At 66.7% G+C, this 15,749-nt stretch carries 16 protein-coding genes and 1 riboswitch; of the genes, 7 read left to right on the forward strand and 9 right to left on the reverse strand.

From position 1 onward, the window contains the following. The first annotated feature begins 91 nt into the window (after window positions 1-91). Window positions 92-246: riboswitch (FMN riboswitch) on the forward strand. A 111-nt stretch (window positions 247-357) separates the two neighbouring features. Further along, a complete protein-coding gene (gene ribB, locus CQ050_RS04215) occupies window positions 358-1,071 on the forward strand; it encodes a 3,4-dihydroxy-2-butanone-4-phosphate synthase (RefSeq protein ID WP_105555592.1) in 714 nt (237 codons plus the stop codon). Window positions 1,072-1,137: 66 nt separating this feature from the next. On the opposite strand, the gene CQ050_RS04220 is transcribed toward ribB, so the two are convergent. Next, window positions 1,138-2,343 (reverse strand): MFS transporter, encoded by a 1,206-nt coding sequence (locus CQ050_RS04220; protein WP_105555593.1) that lies wholly within the window; start codon window positions 2,341-2,343, stop codon window positions 1,138-1,140. 150 nt (window positions 2,344-2,493) lie between these two features. Here CQ050_RS04220 and CQ050_RS04225 point away from each other — a divergent pair, with 150 nt between their 5' ends. Beyond that, window positions 2,494-3,201, forward strand: coding sequence for a TetR/AcrR family transcriptional regulator (locus CQ050_RS04225; protein ID WP_233213787.1), 708 nt, complete (start codon window positions 2,494-2,496; stop codon window positions 3,199-3,201). A gap of 49 nt (window positions 3,202-3,250) precedes the next feature. Here CQ050_RS04225 and CQ050_RS04230 read toward each other — a convergent pair whose 3' ends face one another. From CQ050_RS04230 to CQ050_RS04255, 6 genes are all read right to left on the reverse strand, one after another. Then, window positions 3,251-3,760: a nucleoside 2-deoxyribosyltransferase gene (locus CQ050_RS04230; RefSeq protein WP_105555594.1), complete on the reverse strand. Its 510-nt coding sequence runs from the start codon at window positions 3,758-3,760 to the stop codon at window positions 3,251-3,253. Window positions 3,761-3,765: 5 nt separating this feature from the next. Next, on the reverse strand, window positions 3,766-4,335 hold the full coding sequence (locus CQ050_RS04235) for a flavin reductase family protein (RefSeq protein ID WP_105555595.1): 570 nt from the start codon (window positions 4,333-4,335) through the stop codon (window positions 3,766-3,768). 10 nt (window positions 4,336-4,345) lie between these two features. Then, a complete protein-coding gene (locus tag CQ050_RS04240; RefSeq protein ID WP_105555596.1) occupies window positions 4,346-4,804 on the reverse strand; it encodes a nuclear transport factor 2 family protein in 459 nt (152 codons plus the stop codon). A gap of 128 nt (window positions 4,805-4,932) precedes the next feature. After that, complete coding sequence (locus CQ050_RS04245) at window positions 4,933-5,544, reverse strand: NAD(P)-dependent oxidoreductase (RefSeq protein ID WP_105555597.1); 612 nt, start codon at window positions 5,542-5,544, stop codon at window positions 4,933-4,935. Between the two features lie 157 nt (window positions 5,545-5,701). Beyond that, entirely contained in the window at window positions 5,702-6,628 is a 927-nt protein-coding gene (panE, locus tag CQ050_RS04250) for a 2-dehydropantoate 2-reductase (RefSeq protein ID WP_105555598.1), read from the reverse strand. A gap of 135 nt (window positions 6,629-6,763) precedes the next feature. Continuing rightward, complete coding sequence (locus tag CQ050_RS04255; RefSeq protein WP_105555599.1) at window positions 6,764-7,678, reverse strand: DedA family protein/thiosulfate sulfurtransferase GlpE; 915 nt, start codon at window positions 7,676-7,678, stop codon at window positions 6,764-6,766. Window positions 7,679-8,106: 428 nt separating this feature from the next. Between CQ050_RS04255 and CQ050_RS04265 the strand changes: the two genes are divergently transcribed. The 5 genes from CQ050_RS04265 (at window position 8,107) to CQ050_RS04285 (ending at window position 14,179) form a co-directional block, all read left to right on the forward strand. Further along, window positions 8,107-9,144: a BMP family protein gene (locus CQ050_RS04265; protein ID WP_105555601.1), complete on the forward strand. Its 1,038-nt coding sequence runs from the start codon at window positions 8,107-8,109 to the stop codon at window positions 9,142-9,144. Continuing rightward, the gene (locus tag CQ050_RS04270; RefSeq protein WP_105555602.1) at window positions 9,141-10,670 is read left to right on the forward strand and encodes an ABC transporter ATP-binding protein; all 1,530 of its coding nucleotides are present in this window, start codon (window positions 9,141-9,143) and stop codon (window positions 10,668-10,670) included. Before CQ050_RS04265 ends, CQ050_RS04270 begins: the two co-directional genes overlap by 4 nt. A gap of 49 nt (window positions 10,671-10,719) precedes the next feature. Beyond that, on the forward strand, window positions 10,720-11,793 hold the full coding sequence (locus CQ050_RS04275) for an ABC transporter permease (protein ID WP_105555603.1): 1,074 nt from the start codon (window positions 10,720-10,722) through the stop codon (window positions 11,791-11,793). Window positions 11,794-11,803: 10 nt separating this feature from the next. Continuing rightward, window positions 11,804-12,754, forward strand: coding sequence for an ABC transporter permease (locus CQ050_RS04280; protein ID WP_105555604.1), 951 nt, complete (start codon window positions 11,804-11,806; stop codon window positions 12,752-12,754). 144 nt (window positions 12,755-12,898) lie between these two features. Continuing rightward, the gene (locus CQ050_RS04285; RefSeq protein WP_105555605.1) at window positions 12,899-14,179 is read left to right on the forward strand and encodes an amidohydrolase family protein; all 1,281 of its coding nucleotides are present in this window, start codon (window positions 12,899-12,901) and stop codon (window positions 14,177-14,179) included. Here CQ050_RS04285 and CQ050_RS04290 read toward each other — a convergent pair. Together CQ050_RS04290 and CQ050_RS04295 are read right to left on the reverse strand one after the other, a co-directional pair. After that, on the reverse strand, window positions 14,154-14,543 hold the full coding sequence (locus CQ050_RS04290) for a RidA family protein (protein ID WP_105555606.1): 390 nt from the start codon (window positions 14,541-14,543) through the stop codon (window positions 14,154-14,156). The two genes, CQ050_RS04285 and CQ050_RS04290, sit on opposite strands and share 26 nt — an antisense overlap. Further along, on the reverse strand, window positions 14,540-15,703 hold the full coding sequence (locus tag CQ050_RS04295; RefSeq protein ID WP_105555607.1) for an FAD-binding oxidoreductase: 1,164 nt from the start codon (window positions 15,701-15,703) through the stop codon (window positions 14,540-14,542). Before CQ050_RS04295 ends, CQ050_RS04290 begins: the two co-directional genes overlap by 4 nt. Window positions 15,704-15,749: the final 46 nt, after the last annotated feature.

Below are 15,749 nucleotides of genomic sequence, written 5' to 3' on the forward strand. Positions count from 1 at the left end.
CCCATACCCCATACCCCCACCCGCAATAAGCATATTCCCCACCCAAAACCAGACAGGCGTACAATTCCAAAAGTCGTTAACACGACATGCAGTACGTCTTCAGGGCGGGGTGCAATTCCCCACCGGCGGTATGCCATGCAATGTGGCGAGCCCGCGAGCGCCCGGCGTCCTTCACGGACATCGGGGTCAGCAGATCTGGTGAAATGCCAGAGCCGACGGTCATAGTCCGGATGAGAGAAGATGTGCCGGCACATTCCCGATTACCCGGGGCGCTTGCGCCCGGATGACCGTATTGCGTTCGGCTGTCGATTAGCCCTGAAACGTTTTTCGCCCACTTTAATTTGCGAGAGCGTTTCAATGTCCACCCTCAATACCCAGCAATCCCTTCCCAGCCTGGCTTCACAACCCTTCGCCGCTCGTTTGCAGCGCGCCCTGCATCATCTGCGCCTGGGCCGTCCCGTCATCCTCATGGACGACTTCGATCGCGAAAACGAAGCCGACCTGATCGTCGCCGCCGACAAACTGACCGTACCCGTCATGGCCCAGCTGATCCGCGACGGCAGCGGCATCGTCTGCCTTTGCCTGCCCGGTGAAACGCTCGACCGCCTGGAACTGCCCCCCATGGTCCAGCGCAACCAGAGCCGCTTCGCCACCGCCTTCACCGTCTCCATCGAAGCGCGCGAAGGCGTCAGCACCGGCGTCTCGGCCGTCGACCGGGTCACCACGATCCGCGCCGCCATTTCGCCCTCGGCCCAAAGCGAAGACATCGTCAGCCCCGGCCACGTGTTCCCGCTGCGCGCCCAACCCGGCGGCGTGCTGACCCGCCGCGGCCACACCGAAGGCTCCGTCGACCTGGCCGTCCTGGCCGGCCTGCGCCCCGCCGGCGTGCTGTGCGAACTGATGAACGCCGATGGCACCATGATGCGCGGCGCGTCGCTTGAACGCTACGCCGCCCAGCACGGCCTGGTGGCGCTGACCATCGCCGAACTGGCCGACCATCTGCAAAAGCTCAAGGATGGCCAGGCCGAAGCCGTGGACGACGAAGTCCTGGAAATGGCCGCAACCGTCTAAGTCCCGTGCAAGCGATCGGGGCCGAGGCGACGCCCGGCCCCGATCGGCAACGACAACGGCATTGCGTCACGGCCGCGCCGGACGCCTCAACGCCACGGCCACCAGCACCGCGGCCAGCGCGCATGCGCCCCCCATCAGATACACCGCGCCATACCCCTGACCGGCCGCCAGCCAACCCGCCACCGGGCCGCTGATCCCCAGCGCCACGTCAAGGAACGCCACATACGCCCCCATGGCCGCGCCCCGGCTTGCCGCCGGCACGCGCCGCACGGCCTCCACGCCAAACGCCGGGAACGCCAGCGAATAGCCCGCGCCGGTCAGCAAAGCCCCGCCATACGCCCACATTGGCGTCGCGCCCGACCAGATCAGCCACTGGCCCACGGCCTCGACCACCACGCACACCAGCGCCACGCGCGCGCCGCCCAACTTGTCCGGCAGGCCCGCAAAAAACACCCGGGCCAGAATGAAGCCCACCCCGAACGCGCTGAACATCCACGCGGCGCCCTCCCAGCCGCGCTCCGCGAAGAACAGACTGACGAACGCGGTGATCACGCCAAAACCCACGCTGGTCAGCGCCAGGCCCATGCCGGGTAGCAACACCAACCCCAGCACGCGGTAAAAGGGCGTGCGCATGCCGCCCACCGCCGCCACGCCGGCCTGCGGCAGCACGACCGCCAAGGCTGCCAGCGGAATCAGGACCGTCGCCCACGCGATGCCCGCGAAACCCGCGGCGTCATACAACCGCATCCCGGCCGGCGCGCCCAGCGCATAGGCGGCGTAGATTGCAACCCCCACCCAGGCCATCACGCGGCCGGCGTTCTGCGGTCCCACACGGCCCACGCCCCAGCTCAGCGCGCCGGTGGCGATCAGGCTTTCCGCGCATCCCATCAGCGCGCGGCCCGCCAGCAACGCGGTCAGCGCCGCTTGCGGGCGTGCCGACAATGCCTCGGCCAGCACATAAAGCAAACCCGCTGCCGCGCCCAGCAGAAAGCCCGTCACCACCGCGCGCCTGGCGCCGCGGCGATCGACCAGTGCGCCGGAATACGCCCGCGACAACAGCGCGGCGGCAAACTGCAGGCCCGCCACCACGCCCACCACCAGCGCGCCCATCGCCAGCGTGCCAGTCACGTACAGCGGCAATACCGGCATCGGCAGGCCAACCATGAAAAATCCGATGAACACCGCCAAGACCAAAGGCAGCAGTTGCGCAAAAACAGAGCGCACGGGTCCGTGGGCCGCAGGCAAAGCCTCGGCCGTCGAAACGTTCGACATGAAAAATCCTTGAAAGGGTCATGACAATCCGAAACCATCGCGGAGAATTCGCCGATGGCATAATCCGCGCTTGCGGGTGCCAAATCGGATTGCCTGCCGTAAATTTTATGAGCCGATGCTCAGGTTTGATACTCGCCTTTCCCCGCATCCATGACCGACATCCCCCAGCCCCGAAAATCGCCGCGCCAGCTCCGGTCGCAGCACACCGTCGACACCATCCTGCAGGCGACGGCTCGCGTTCTGGCCACGCATGGCTATGCGGGCACCAATACCAACCTGATCGCCGAGACCGCCGGCGTCAGCGTCGGGTCGCTGTACCAGTACTTTCCGAACAAGAACGCGCTGATCGCCGCGCTGCATCAGCGCCACGACAACCAGATGCTGGACGTCATCGACGACGTGCTGAACAGCAACCCCGCCGCCACGCTGCAAGAGCGCGTGGCCGCCATCGTGCAGGCGATGCTGCACGCGCATCTGCTTGAGCCCGCGCTGCACCGCGTGCTGGAACGCGAATTCCCGCTGTTCGATACGCCGCGCGAACACAGCCTGGCCGACCAGGACATTCATCGCCGCATGCGGCATCTGCTGGAGTTGCACCGCGCCGAGATCGCGCAGCAAGACCGCGACCTGGCGACCTACGTCGTGCTGCGCATCATGGAATCGTTGGTGCACGCGGCGGCGCTGGAGCCGCCGGCGGGGTTTTCCACCGGGCAGCTTGAACAGGCCGTGGTGGATGCAGTGATGGGGTATCTGGCGACGCCGGGCGGCGGCGCGCCACGCAAGCGCGCAAGCGCCCCGAAAGCCGGCAAGCCCGTTGCCGCGGCCAAGCAGGCCACGCGCCGAAAAACAGCGGCTTGATCAGGAAGCCGGCGGCTGCCGACTGGCGGCCGCCAACCAGCCCGGGCAATCAGCGGCTGGCGTCTTCGGCCATGCGGGCCAGGCAATCCGACGCCTTGCCCACCACGATGCGGGCGCTGCACGCCAGCATCAAATTCAGGTTCAGGCCAAAGTCTTCCACGGTGTGGCCTTCGGCATCCACCATGCGCGACACGCCGTCGTCCGCCGCCGCACCCACCGCCACCTGATCGACCAGCGAGCCCGCCTGGCTGGTATAGCCCCATACCGGCTTGCCGCAGGCGATGGCATAGCCCACTTCGAAGGCCGTGCCGGAATCGGGTTCAGCGCCGCGAAAGACGTTCAGGTTGGCCATCACCATGTCGGCCCGCCGGATCAGCGCCACGTTTTCGCGATAGATCCATTGCGCAAGCGCCGCGCCCGACAGGTCTTTGGGGGCCGTGTTGTCCAGCGGGAACAGGCCGTCGAAACCGTACGTGGCGCACAGCGCCTTGAGCCGCTGTCCGTGCGCCACGGCATCGGGCAGGAATACGTCGAAACCCGCGAGATACACGCTGCGCATATGGGCTACTCCGGTTCTGAAACGTTGAAAGCCTCGCCGGTGGCAAAGAAGGAACCGCCGGCCAGATAGTGGACCGAACGCCGGTCGTCTTGCGGGAAGTGCCAGCGGTTGCCTGAAAACACATCCGGCGCCGCCCACGCGGCGACGACCTCGCCGATGAACAGATCATAAGCCTGTTGGTTGTGGGGCTCGGGCACGACCTTGCATTCCAGCCAGCCCAGGCAATCCGCGACCAGCGGCGCGCCGATCTTGCTGGCCGGAAAGGTCGACAGGCCGCTGGCCTGGAACTTGTCTTCGCCGCGGCCCGATTCCGAGCCCACTTTCAAGGTGGCGGCGGCTTGCGCGCGCGACGGAATGCACAACGCGAATTCGCCCGACGCCTCGATCAGTTCGCGCGTGTAGGTGTTCTTGTCCACCACCACCAGCATCTTGGGCGGGTTGAAGTCCAACGGCATCGCCCACGCGGCGGCCATGACGTTGCGCGCGTCGCCATGGGCGCTGGTCACCAGCACCGTGGGGCCGTGATTCAGCAAGAGGTACGCGCGGGGCAGGTCTACGGCTTCGATTTTGGACATGGCTGGGCGCTTAGAACATGCCGTTCTGGTTGGCGGGGTTTTCGGGAATTTCCTGGCTGACGTCCCAGTGTTCGACGATCTTGCCCTTGTCGACGCGGAAGATGTCCACGACGGCCTGGCCGCGGTCTTCCGGCGAATCGCGCCACTGGTTGTGGATGACGACCAGATCTCCTTCCGCGATCACGCGCTTTATCTCGACGATGGCTTGCGGATGCTGGTCGAAATACGGCGGGAAGAAATCCACCATCGGCCCGACGCCGTCACGCATGTACGGGTTGTGCTGCACGTAGTTGGGGCTGACGTACAGGCGCACCGCCTCGTCGATCTCGCGGTCCTGGAACATCATCCGGAAGAACGCCGTGACGATGTCCTTGTTCGACTGGGGCGCAGCCGCAAGCGCTGGCGCCGACGCCAGGCAGTGGGAGGCGACCAGCGCACAGGCGGCCAACGATTTCAACTTCATACGCATACAGGACAACTCAGGGTGACGCCGGCTGGCGGTCTGCCAGTTTACAAATAAAACCCGCCGTTCCGGCCCGGCCGCACAACGAAAAAAGGAGCCTTGACGGGCTCCTTTTTTCATTGCCCGACGGCAGCTCAGTAGCCGACGGTGAAGCGCCGGCGCGCATGCTTGGGCGTCTCGATCTCGTCGGCCAGCGCAATGGCGTAGTCTTCCATCGAGATCCAGCTTTTGCCTTCATCGTCGGCCAGCAGGTGGTCATCGCCCACGCGGAACGTGCCCGTGCGTTCGCCCGGTTCGAAGAGCGCGGAGGGCGACAGGAAGGTCCAGTTCAGCACTTTTTCCTGGCGCAGCGTGTCCAGGAACACGACGCCGGCGCGGGCCTCGGGCTTGTAGGCATCGGGGAATTCCGGCGTATCGATCAGCAGCTTGCCAGGCGCCACCAACAGGCTGCCCGCGCCGCCCACGACCAGCAGGCGAGGCACGCCGGCGTTCTTCACGGCGGCCAGCAGCGGGCGCGCGTCGGTCGAGACAAAACGCGTGGCGCTGATGACGGCGTCATGGCCGGTCAACAGCGGGGTCAGCGTTTCGGGATCGGTGGCGTCGCCTTGCTGGTTGGTCAGGCCGGGCTGCGCGTTCACGTCGGCGGGGTTGCGGGCAATGCCCGTCACCTGATGGCCGCGCTTCAACAATTCGTCGGCCACGCGTGAACCCACGCGGCCGGTGATGCCGATCAATGCAATTTTCATGGTCTTGCTCCTAGGGGAGGAAGAACCGGGGAGGGGGGCGCACGACGCGCCACGACACGCCCCGGTTCAGGCAAATCCATACTATTCGGTCGAATCCGAACAAAAAACCCGGTAAAGCGGAAGAGTTTTTTGCAATTCATGCACCAATCGGCCGAACTCAACCTGCGTTGCGCTGCGCCTGGTAGACCTGCAGATGCGAATAGGCCACCCGCAGGTACGTCGCGTCCACACCCAGCGTCCGCGCGCGGCGCACCATGTCGCCCACGATGTGGTCGGCCTCGACCGGCAGGCCCTGGCGCAAATCACGGAACATGGATGCCGTCATGGGTTGCGTGCGGTCGCTCATCAGCTTTTGCGCGAACGCATCCGCTTCGGGGCGCACCGCGTGACCGGACGCGGCCGCGACGGCTTGCGATTCCTGTAGCAGGCTTTTCAGGATGTCGATGCCGTCGTCGGTGGACGCGATCTGCCCGATCGCGCCGCGCATCAGGCAGGTGCCGGCCGCCAGCGTCGTCAGCATGACGTACTTTTCCCAGATGTCCTGGTAGATGTCTTCGCTCAGGCGGCTGACGTATTCGCCGCCCATTAGCGCCTGCTCCAGCGCCACGCCGCGGGCGCTGCGGGCCGGACCGGCGCGTTCGCCAAAGACGATGCTGGCGTGTTTGCCCAGGTGCACCACTTCGCCTTCCGGGCCAAGCGTGGCGTTGATCTGGCACAGTCCGCCCAGCACGCGGTGCGGCTCGAATTCGCGGTCCAGCACGTCGTATTGCAAGACGCCGTTCATGATGGGCAGCACCGCCGTGTCGGGGCCGACCGCGGGGCGGATGGCCTCGATGGCGCTGGCCAGGTCGTAGGCTTTGCAGCTAAGCACGACCACGTCGTACTGCCCCTGCAACGTCTGCTGCGTTGCAAGCTTGGGGTGCAGCGTGGCGTCGCCGAACGGGCTCTGGATGCGCAAGCCGTGCTCGCGGATCCGCGCCGCGCGCGGTTCGCGCACCAGGAAGGTCACGTCCGCGCCCGCCTGGGCGGCGCGTCCGCCGAAATAGCCACCGGTGCCGCCAGCACCCAAGAACAACAACCGCATTTGTCTCTCCTGTCGCTGCCCGCCTGTTGCGCGGGCTGGTATGGAATTATGCGCTTGGCGCGCCCTGCTGGCGTTGCCGCGACCCTGCTGCTGCCCACGCGCCGGACAGAGCGGCGTCAATGAAGGGGCGCGTGCTCAGACTGCGTGATTGTGCTCGGCCCAGGCCTCGTAGCCGCCGCGTAACGCCCAGGTCTTGGGATAGCCCGCCGCGCGTAAGCGCGAAGCCAGCAACGCGGCCGACACTTCGTTCGGGCACGCGCAATACACCACGATGTCGGACTCCAGCGCTTGGGGGTCCAATGCCGGCAGCGGCGCCTTCAAGTCCACGGCGATAGCGCCCGGGATGCGTTCGGCGTCGCGCTGCGCTTCGGGACGCACGTCGAAAACCAGCGTATTGCGGCCGTCCTGGCGCCATTGCATCAGTTCGTCCACCGACACGCGGGGGATGACCCGCAGGCTGCGCAGCAGGATCCGGCGGCGCAGGAACCGCGTGAGGATATACAGCGCCAGCACCGCCGCCAGCACGCCCAGTCCCATGGCCCCATAGGTGCCCAGTATTTCCAACACGTCATTGATGACGCTATGGAAGAGCCCGCCCAACAGCAAGGCGGACCCGGACCAGATCATGGCGCCCACCAGGTCGTAGAGCAGGAAACGGCGGTAGGCGGTGCCCGTCAGGCCCGCCATCACGGTCGACAGCGCGCCCGCGCCCGGCAGGAACTTGCACACCAGCAAGGCGCGCACGCCAATGCGCAGGTACAGCCGCTGCGTCTGGCGGATGCAGGAATCCTGCGACAAGGACATCTTGCAGATCACGCCCAGCAGCCGCGCGCCATAGCGCCGGCCGGCGACGTACCAAAGCGAGTCGGCCAGCAGGCAGGCCACGGTGGCGGCCAGCCAGGGCGTCAGCCATCCGGCTGCGCCGCCCAGGGCGCCGGCCGCGATCAGCATGGGGTACGCGGGCACGGGCAAGCCCGCCTGTTCGACCAGGACGTTGGCGAACACCAGCCACCCGCCGTACTGTTCGAGCAGCAATTGAATGTCTTGCATGGACCTTCCAGCTTGCCGCGCCCCGCGCGGCTTATTCCCGGATTTTAGGCTCGCCATGGACCGCCCGGACGGTCTGCGCGCACGCCCTGCACCGCAACACGGCGTTTCACCCGCCCAATGTCCATCCCTTGCGACACGCCGCACCATCTTGGTGCCACGCTTCCCCGCCGGGGTGCCTATAATCCTGCCCGTCCATCAGGTTTCCCCGACTTGTCGCAGGAATGCCTCATGGCATACAACTTGCTTCGCCTGGACTGGCTGCGCACCGACCATTCGGATGGGACGCGCCCCCGGCGCCCCCATCCCATGACAGATCCCACGCCTACGTTTCCGACCGCTCGCGCCGAACATGCCCGCCTGCGGCCGCAGCCCGGCATCCGCATCGTCGTCCCACGGTTCCCTTTCCATCCCCGCGAAGGAGTCTCCGCATGAAATCCCTGTCCACCTCGTCCGCCGGCGCCATCGCCCGCCGCGGCCTGCTCAAGCTGGCGGCTGCCGCCGCTGGCGCGCTGCTGTTCTCGGGCGCGGTGCAAGCCCAGGCCGCCGCACCGGCCAAAACGAAGGTCGCCGCCATCTATACGGTGCCGGTCGAACAGCAATGGGTGTCGCGCATCCACAAGGCGCTGACCGCTGCCCGGGACCGTGGCGACATCGAATACACCTTCTCGGAAAACGTCACCAACGCCGACTACGAGCGCGTCATGCGCCAGTACGCCGAGCAAGGCAACAAGCTAGTGGTGGGTGAAGCCTTCGCCGTGGAAGCCGCGGCCCGCAAAGTGGCCAAGGACTATCCGCAGACTGCCTTCCTGATGGGCTCTTCGGGCAAGCCGCAGCAACCCAACTTCTCGGTGTTCGACAACTACATCCAGGAACCTGCCTACCTGACCGGCATGATCGCCGGCGGCATGAGCAAGACCGGCAAGATCGGCCTGGTAGGTGGCTACCCCATCCCCGAAGTGAACCGCCTGATGCAGGCCTTCATCGAAGGCGCCAAGGAAGTGAACCCGAAGGCTGAATTCACCGTGACCTTCATCGGTTCGTGGTTCGATCCCCCGAAGGCCAAGGAAGCCGCCTTCGCGATGATCGACAAGGGCGCGGACGTGCTGTACGCCGAACGCTTCGGCGTGTCAGACGCGGCCAAGGAGCGCGGCAAGCTGGCTATCGGCAACGTGATCGACACGCAGCCGCAGTACCCGGAAACCGTGGTGGCGTCGGCCCTGTGGAGCATGGAACCCACGATCGATGAAGCGCTCAAGCAAGTCAAGGCCGGCACGTTCAAGGCCGATGACTACGGCCAGTATTCGCTGATGAAGCACAAGGGTTCGTCGCTGGCGCCGCTGGGCACCTTTGAATCGAAGATCCCGGCCGAACTGGTCGCCCGCGTGCAGGCCAAGCAGAAAGCCATCCTGGACGGCAGCTTCACGGTGAAGGTCGTCGACAAAGAACCCAAGTCCTCGGCACGATGAACCAAGCGCCTCTCGCCCTGCAACTGACGGGGATCACCAAACGCTTCGGCAGCCTGACGGCCAATGACGATGTTTCGCTGACGCTCGCGCAAGGCGAAGTCTTGGCCCTGCTGGGCGAGAACGGCGCCGGCAAGTCGACCCTGGTGTCGATTCTGTTCGGCCACTATGTGGCCGACGCCGGCAGTATTGAAGTCTTCGGCAACCCATTGCCCGCCGGCCGGCCCGACGCCGCGCTGGCGGCCGGCATCGGCATGGTGCACCAGCACTTCACGCTGGCCGACAACCTGACCGTGCTGAACAACATCATGGTGGGCACCGAGTCGCTGTGGAAGCTGGCATCCGGCCGCGGCAACGCGCGCCGCCGGCTGGTCGAACTTGGCCAGCGCTTCGGCCTGGCGGTGGACCCGGATGCGCGCGTGGGCACGCTTTCCGTCGGCGAGAAACAGCGCGTCGAGATCCTGAAGGCGCTGTACCGCGGCGCGCGCGTGCTGATCCTGGACGAGCCCACCGCGGTGCTCACGCCGCAGGAAGTGCAAGACCTGTTCGCGACCCTGCGCGGGTTTGTCGATGATGGCCTGGCGGTGATTTTCATTTCGCACAAGCTGGACGAAGTGATGGCCGTCTCGCGCCGCGTGGCGGTGCTGCGCCAGGGCAAACTGGTGGCCGAGCGCGACACCGCCGGCACCAGCCCCGCCGAACTGGCGGAATTGATGGTGGGCCGCAAGGTCGTCATGCCGCGCGCCGAAGCCGTGGCCGCCACCGAACAGGCAGCGCCCGTCGTGACCCTGTCGCAGGTGACCGTGCGCGACGGCCGCGATGGCGCGCCGCGCCTGGACAGCCTGGACCTGACCGTCCACAAACATGAAATCGTGGCCATCGCGGGCGTGGCCGGCAACGGCCAGCAGGCGCTGGTGTCGGTGCTGACCGGCTTGCGCCAGCCCTCCGACGGCACGATCCGTCTGGGCGCCGAACACGCCGCCGCGCCCACCACGCCGGCCGGCTGGACGGCCGCCCGCGTCGGCCGCATTCCGGAAGACCGCCACGGCGAAGGCATGATCGGCGACAGCCCGCTGTGGGAAAACGCCATCGTCGAAGACCTGAAGGACAAGCGCTTCGCGCGCTACGGCCTGATCCGCGCCCGCGCGGGCCGCGCGTATGCGGCGTCGCTGGCCAAGCAGTTCGACGTGCGCGCGGCCTCGCTGGACGTGCGCACACGCAGCCTGTCCGGCGGCAATATGCAGAAATTGATCCTGGGCCGCACCTTGGCCCGCGAACCGCGCTTCATCGTGGCCGACCAGCCGACCTGGGGCCTGGACATCGGCGCCGTCGCCTATGTGCGCGAGCAGCTGCTGGCCGCCCGCGCGCGCGGCGCCGGCGTGCTGCTGGTGTCTGAAGACCTGGAAGAAATCTTCGCCCTGGCCGACCGCATCGCCGTGCTGTGCGGCGGCAAGCTGGTCGCCGTCAAGCCGGTGGCCGACTGGACGCCGGCCACCGTCGGCCTGGCCATGACGGGAACCCGCGCGTGACGGATCGCTCCGCCCCGCGCCGACGCCCCCTCTATTGAGCAACACTCGCATGAAACTGATCCTGGAACGCCGCCCCGAGCCCAGCCGCCTGGCGCTGGCCTTGGCCCCCATCGCGGCCATCCTCTTTACGCTGGCGGTCTGCACCTTGCTGGTGGCGTGGGCGGGAGCCCCTGTCGGCCGCACTTACGCGCTGCTGTTTGAAGGCGCTTTCGGCTCGCGCTTCGCGTTGTCTGAAACGCTGACCCGCGCCACGCCCCTGATGCTGACGGGCCTGGCCTGTGCGGTGGCGTTCCGCGCCCGCTTCTACAACATCGGCGCCGAGGGCCAGCTGTACCTGGGCGCGCTGGCGGCGGTCGCCATCGGCGGCCTGCATGACGGCACCGGCTTCGACTTGCCCGTGCCCGTGCTGTTCGGCGGCATGATGCTGGCGGCCGCGCTGGCCGGCGCCTTGCTGCTGCTGATTCCCGCGCTGCTGAAGACTCGCCTGGGCGTGGACGAAGTGGTCACCACGCTGCTGGGCAACTTCATCGTGCTGCTGTTCGTGTCCATGATGCTGGACGGCCCGATGAAGGACCCGATGGCGATGGGCTGGCCGCAATCGGTGGCGCTTAACGGCGACCTGGAACTGGGCAAGCTGATCGAACGCACGCGTGCGCACACCGGCCTGCTGTGGGCGGCCGGCCTGGCGCTGGGCCTGTGGCTGCTGAATCGCTACACCGTCTTCGGCTTCCAGATGCGTTCCGTGGGCGCCAATGCGCACGCCTCGCGTTTCCTGGGCCTGCCGGTCAACCGAGTCATGCTGGGCACCGCGATGTTGTCGGGCGCGCTAGCGGGCCTGGCAGGCGCCATCGAAGTGGCGGGCCGCACCGGCTACGTCACGCTGGATATGTCGCCGGGCTATGGCTACACCGGCGTGGTCGTCGCCATGCTGGCCGGGCTGCATCCGCTGGGCGTGATCCTGGCCAGCATCTTTGTCGCCGGCATGCTGGTGGGCGCGGACAGCATGAGCCGCGCCATCGCCGTGCCGAACTATATCGCCGACGTCATCGTCGCCACCTCGTTGCTTGCCATGCTGGTTGCGACGCTATTCGCGCAGTACCGCCTGCGCCGCAACCGGGCTTGAGGAGCACGCCATGGAATGGATGGATCTGATCAGTTCCTCGGCCTTCTGGGTCGCCGTGCTGCGCCTGGCCACGCCGCTGATTCTGGGCACCCTGGGCGTGCTGCTGTGCGAGCGCGCGGGTGTCTTGAACCTGGGCATCGAAGGCATCATGGCCGCCGGGGCGTTTACCGGCTGGCTGGTGGTGTATCTGGGCGCGCCGCTGTATGTGGGCGTGCTGGCGGCGGCGTTGGCCGGCGCCGTGTTCGGCTTGCTGCATGCCGTGTTGACGGTGCCGTTGGGCCTGTCGCAACACGTGTCGGGATTGGGCGTGACGCTGCTTGCCACCAGCCTGTCGTACTTTGCTTACCGGGTAACGTTTCCCAGCGTGAACACGCCGCCCACCATCACGCCATTTGCCGAAATGAAATTCCTGGATGGCATTCCGCTGATCGGCCCGGTGTTGGCGGGGCAGACGCCCATGACGCTGATTGCGCTGGCCGCCGTGCCCATTCTTGCCTGGGTGCTGAACCGGACACCGGTCGGGCTGGCGATCCGCATGGTGGGCGAAAACCCCGCCGCCGCCGAAGGGCAGGGCTTGTCCGTGACGCGACTGCGCATCGGCGCGATCGTGGCCGGGTCGGCACTGATGGGCGTGGCCGGCAGCTTCCTGACGCTGGCGGCGTTCAACGCGTTCTTTTTCAACATGGTCAACGGCCGGGGTTGGGTGTGCGTGGCCCTGGTGGTGTTTGCATCGTGGCGGCCCGGCAAGGCGCTGCTGGGCGCACTGATCTTCGCCTTCTTCGACGCGCTGCAACTGCGCCTGCAACAGGGCGGCGCGGCCTTGCCCGGCCTGCCCGAGCTACCGTATCAGGTGTACCTGATGCTGCCCTACATCCTGTCCATCCTCGCCCTGGTGGTGATGGCGCGCCGCGCCGCCTACCCGCAAGCGCTGATGAAGCCGTATCGCAAGGGCGAAAGGTAGAGGGTGTGGCCCACCCCCGAAGCGCTGCGCGCTTCCCCCTCAAGGGGGCGTCGCGACGGACCGGCAAAGCCGGCTCCGTGCGACCCCGATGTTGGGGTACTTTTGCAGCATTGTGAAAAACTGAACTTCCATTAGGATCCCCCCATGCTCGATCTGATTATCAAGAACTGCACGCTGCCTGATGGGCGCACGAACATCGACATCGGTGTGGCGCAGGGTCGCATCACGGCGGTGGAACCCGCGCTGAAGGCCGAAGCCGGGCAGGTGATCGATGCCGCCGGTCAGCTGGTGTCGTCGCCCTTCGTGGACGCGCACTTCCACATGGACTCCACGCTGTCGTTCGGCCTGCCGCGCGTGAACCAGTCCGGCACCTTGCTGGAAGGCATCGCGCTGTGGGGGGAACTCAAGCCGTTGTTGACGCAGGAAGCGCTGGTGGAACGTGCGTTGGCGTATTGCGACTGGGCCGTTGCCCGTGGCCTGCTGGCCATTCGCTCGCACGTGGACGTCTGTGACCCGCGTCTGCTTGCCACCGAAGCGCTGCTGCACGTGCGCGAGAAGGTCAAACCCTATCTGGACCTGCAACTGGTCGCCTTTCCGCAAGACGGCGTGCTGCGCGCACCCGGTGCGCTGGACAACCTGAAGCGCGCGCTCGACATGGGCGTGGACGTGGTCGGCGGCATTCCGCATTTTGAACGCACCATGCAGGACGGCGCGGAATCCGTGCGCATCCTGTGCGAACTGGCCGCCGAACGCGGCCTGCGCGTGGACATGCACTGCGACGAAAGCGACGACCCCTTGTCGCGCCACATCGAAACGCTGGCCTACCACACGCAGCGCCTGGGCCTGCATGGCCGCGTCACCGGTTCGCACCTGACGTCCATGCATTCCATGGACAACTACTACGTGTCCAAGCTGATCCCGCTGATGCGCGAAGCCGGCGTCGCGGCCATTGCCAACCCGCTGATCAATATCACGCTGCAGGGCCGCCACGACACGTATCCCAAGCGCCGCGGCATGACGCGCGTGCCCGAATTGCTGGCAGCCGGCGTGCCGGTGGCCTTCGGCCATGACTGCGTGATGGACCCCTGGTACAGCCTGGGTTCGGGCGACATGCTGGAGGTGGCGCACATGGGCCTGCACGTGGCCCAGATGACGGGCCAGGACGCCATGCGCGCCTGTTTCGAGGCCGTGACGACCACGCCCACCAAGATCCTGGGGCTGGACGACACGGGCATCGCGGTCGGCAAGCGTGCCGACCTGGTGTTGCTGCAAGCGCGCGATCCCGTCGAAGCGCTACGCCTGCGCGCGACCCGCCTGATGGTGCTGCGCGCGGGGCAGGTGATTGCCACCACGCCGCCCGCCACCGCCACCTTGAACCTGCCGGGCCGCCCGGGTCAGGTCAGCTTTCAGACACCGGCCCGCTGACATACGGCGGCCGCTTGGCGGCCGTCACGATGATCTCCACCAGCAGCTCTGGCGCGGCCAGCTTGGCCTCGCAGGTGGCGCGGGTAGGCATCGCATCAGGCAGCGCCCACTCGGCCCACACGCTGTTCATGCCCGCGAAATCGCGGTCGATATCCTTCAGCCAGATCTGCACCGACAGCAGCCGCGACTTGTCGGTGCCGGCCTCGGCCAGATAGCCGTCGATCTTGGCCAGCGCGTCGCGCGTCTGCGGCACGATGCCGCCTTCGGCCGCTGACGTCACGCCCGCCACATAGACCGTATCGCCGTGAATCACGATGCGGCTCAGGCGCTGGTTGGTTTGCTTGCGCACGATATCGTCGTTCATTCGCCTTGCTCCTTTTTTGATGGGATGGACGCGATGTTCGCGTCCGAAAAACGATCAATCCGAAATGGCGCGATGGGCATGTCCGTCGCGCCGGTTGTTATCAGGTCGGCCATGATGCGGCCCACGATGGGGCCCAGTTCAAAGCCATGCGCCGAGAACCCGAACGCATGGAACGCGGTCTCGTGGCGGCTGCTGCGGCCGATCACGGGGATCTCGTCCGGCATGGCCGCTTCGATGCCCGCCCAGCCCCGGTTCACGATGGCGTCGCGCATGTGGGGGAACAAGTCGCAGACCGTGCGCGCGCCTTCCGCCAGCGAGCGGAAATCCAGCTCGGTCCATTCCGCGTCGCGATCCACCCAGGCCCGCCGTCCGCCGCCGATCAGCACCGTGCCGTTCGTGCGTTGCTTGAACGATAGCGCGCGCCCGGTGCCCAGCACGACCGGGTCCAGGAAATGGTCCATGCGCAACGTCACCAACATCATCGGGCTGATGGCCAAGAGCGGCACCGGCTCGCCCCATTGCGCGGCGATGCGGTCGGCCCATGCGCCCGCGCAATTCAACACTTGGGGCGCGGTGTAGGTGCCGGCATCGGTCTCCACGCGCCATTGGCCGCCGTCGTGCGTGACGCCGTCCACGCGCACGCCTTCCAGAAAGCGTGCGCCCAGGCTGGCAGCCTTGGTTCGAAACGCCAGCGTCGTGCGATACGGATCGGCCGCCCCGTCCTCACGCGCGATCAGCCCGCCCAGGATGGTCGGCGCGATGGCGGGGATCATGTCGCGGAGGTCTTCGGCGCTGATCCACGCTTCGTGCGAGTAACCGTGCTGGGTCATCGTGCGAAGCCGCGTCTGCAATGCCTCGACGTCGGCGGCATTCTCGGCGACGCGCACCTGCCCGTGCTGCTCGAAACCACAATCGTCATCCACCAGGTCGCCGATGCGATACCAAAGTTCGCGCGAGGCCAGCGCCAGCGGCACCTCGGCCAGATGGCGCGCCAACGTGCGCACGCCGCCCGCGTTCACGCCTGACGCGTGCCGGCCCACGTAGTTCTTTTCGATCACCAGGGCGGGCACACCCGCGCGTGCCAGATGCAGCGCGGCCGAGCTGCCGTGCAGGCCCCCGCCGATGATGATGACTGCCGCCGACCGCGTTGAACCGGTCATTTCTACCTTCCTTCTGCCGCGAAGCGGCTGTTCAAAGACGGCATTT

The organism is Achromobacter sp. MYb9 (genome assembly GCF_002975275.1).
Taxonomy (GTDB): domain Bacteria; phylum Pseudomonadota; class Gammaproteobacteria; order Burkholderiales; family Burkholderiaceae_B; genus Achromobacter.